We start from the raw sequence: 2522 nt of genomic DNA, 5'->3' as shown, positions 1-2522 counted from the left end.
CTGCTGCAGAGCTACAACACCGGCAAGGCGCTCGGCGAGACGACGGCGCTGGTCGCCAGCGCGGCCGGGACCTTCCGCTACTTCGCCGCGGTGCTCGAGACCACCGACGACGACCTGACCGCCCCGCGCGGCAACTATCTGTCGATGAGCGTGCACGAGCCGATCGGCGTGATCGGGGCGATCGCCCCGTGGAACTCGCCGATCGCGAGCGACGCCCAGAAGATCGCCCCGGCCCTCGCGGCGGGCAACGCGATCGTCCTGAAACCGGCGGAGTGGACCCCGCTCGTTTCGCTCGCGCTGGCCCGCATCGTCCACGACGCCGGACTGCCACCCGGGTTGCTGTCGGTCCTGCCCGGCAAGGGCTCGATCGTCGGCGACGCGATCGTCCGGCACCCGCAGGTCGGCAAGGTCACGTTCACCGGCGGCACCCGCACCGGCCGCGCCCTCGCCCACGCGGCCGCGGAGAAGCTGATGCCGGTGTCGCTGGAACTGGGCGGGAAGTCGCCGACGATCGTGCTCGACGACGCCGACATCGACGCGGCCGTCGCGGGCGTGATGTACGGGATCTTCTCGTCGTCCGGACAGAGCTGCATCGCGGGCTCACGATTGTTCGTCGACCGCACGCTCTACGACCGATTCCTCGGGGAACTCGTCCGGCGCACCCGCGCGCTGCGGGTCGGGAACGGCCGGGATCCGCGCACCCAGGTCGGTCCGCTCGTGCACCCCTCGCACCGGGACTCGGTGGCCGCCTACGTCGACCTGGCCAGGGAGGAGGGTGGCCGGATCCTGTGCGGCGGACGTATTCCCGACGACCCGGAACTCGCGCGCGGCGCCTACTACCTGCCGACCGTCGTGGACGGGCTGACCAACGACGCCCGGGTGTGCCGGGAGGAGATCTTCGGGCCGGTCCTGGTGGCGTTGCCGTTCGACGGGGAAGAGGATCTGCTCGCGCAGGCCAACGACTCGGTGTTCGGACTGGCCGCCGGCATCTGGACCCGTGACTACCGCCGGGCCTGGCGACTGGCGCGCCGTCTCGAGGCGGGCACGGTGTGGATCAACACCTACAAGCGGTTCAGCATCTCGACGCCCTTCGGCGGCGTCAAGGAGAGCGGACTCGGGGTCGAGAAGGGCCGCGCCGGCATCGCGGCGTATTCGCGGCAGAAGAGCGTGTACCTCGGTCTGGACGACGCCCCCGACACCTGGGCGGACTGACCGCCTCGTCCGGTTCCCCGGTCCCGGGAATCATTCCGGCCGGGGACCTGTACAAGCAAATATCTTAGCGCTAAGATAAATGACATTCGCCACTGGAAGGCAATTCTCATGAACCAACCCATCGCCTGGCTGCGCCGCCTGCGCTCGGTGGAGCTGCGCACCCACGCCGCCGCCGAATCCGCCGAGTTCTACTCCGAGGTCTGGGGACTGCGCGTCGTCGAACAGGGCACCACCGGCGCGTGGCTGCGCGGCACCGGCGAGCAGCACCACGTCCTGCAGCTCACGCAAGCGGAGCGAAACGGCTTGGGCCGCATCAGTTTCGCCGTCGCGACCCCCGCCGAGGTCGACGAGGCCGCCCGGCGGGTCGAAGCCCGCGGCATCCCCGTCGTGCACGGGCCGGGACCGATCGACGACGCCGGCGGCGGATACGGACTGCGGATCGTCGACCCGGAAGGCCGGGTCCTCGAACTCGTCGCAGACACCCTCGCCGTTCCCGCGCTCGTTCGCGACGACGCGGTGCCGGTCGGGGTCACGCACGTCGTGCTCAACACCGTCGACATCGACGCGTCCGTGCAGTTCTACTGCGACGTGCTCGGAATGCGCGTCTCCGACTGGTCCGAACACCAGATGGCGTTCCTGCGGTGCAACTCCGACCACCACAGCATCGCGTTCAACCAGGCCGAATGGGCGTCGGTCAACCACGTCGCCTACGAGATGCCGACGGTCGACCACTTCATGCGCGGCATCGGCCGACTGCGCCACCACGGGCAACTGCCGCTGTGGGGTCCCGGCAAGCACGGCCCCGGCGACAACACCTTCTCGTACTTCGCCGACCCCGCGGGCCTGGTGTGCGAATACACCTCCGGCATCGCGCAGGTCGACGAGGACCGGTGGCTGTGCCGCGTGTGGCGCCGCGTCCCCGAGCTGTCCGACCTGTGGGGCACCGCCGGCCCGCCGTCGCGGCAGGTCCGCGAGCACATGGCCGGCATCCCGGACCCCGGCGTGTTCGCGCGCCTCGACGAGATGCAGGCATCATGATTCACGTCGTCGAACGCGGCACCGGCCCCGCCGTGCTGATGCTGCACGGAATCGGCGGCAGTGCAGACAGTTTCGCCCCGCAGCTCACCGGACTCGCCGAATCGCTCCGCATGATCGCATGGGACGCCCCCGGCTACGCCCGCAGCGACGATCCGGAGCGCCCACTCGACCTCGACGACTACGCGGACGCCGCTGCGGACATCGTCCGGGACCGGTGCGGCGACGCGGGCGCACACATCCTCGGAATGTCCTGGGGCGGTGTACTCGCCACC

3 protein-coding genes are annotated in these 2522 nt (G+C 70.2%); all 3 read left to right on the top strand.

The annotated features are described in order from the left end of the window. On the top strand, window positions 1-1212 hold a 1212-nt coding region (locus I0Q12_RS20950; RefSeq protein ID WP_197254272.1), incomplete at its 5' end, for an aldehyde dehydrogenase family protein. A gap of 108 nt (window positions 1213-1320) precedes the next feature. Further along, entirely contained in the window at window positions 1321-2250 is a 930-nt protein-coding gene (locus tag I0Q12_RS20945) for a VOC family protein (protein WP_197254271.1), read from the top strand. Next, window positions 2247-2522 (top strand): alpha/beta fold hydrolase (locus I0Q12_RS33420; protein WP_231611128.1); only part of this gene is annotated, 276 nt, incomplete at its 3' end. The genes I0Q12_RS20945 and I0Q12_RS33420, both read left to right, overlap by 4 nt.

Source organism: Rhodococcus sp. CX (assembly GCF_015865005.1).
In the GTDB taxonomy this organism is placed as follows: domain Bacteria; phylum Actinomycetota; class Actinomycetes; order Mycobacteriales; family Mycobacteriaceae; genus Rhodococcus.
This window is presented reverse-complemented; position numbering and strand designations above follow the sequence as displayed.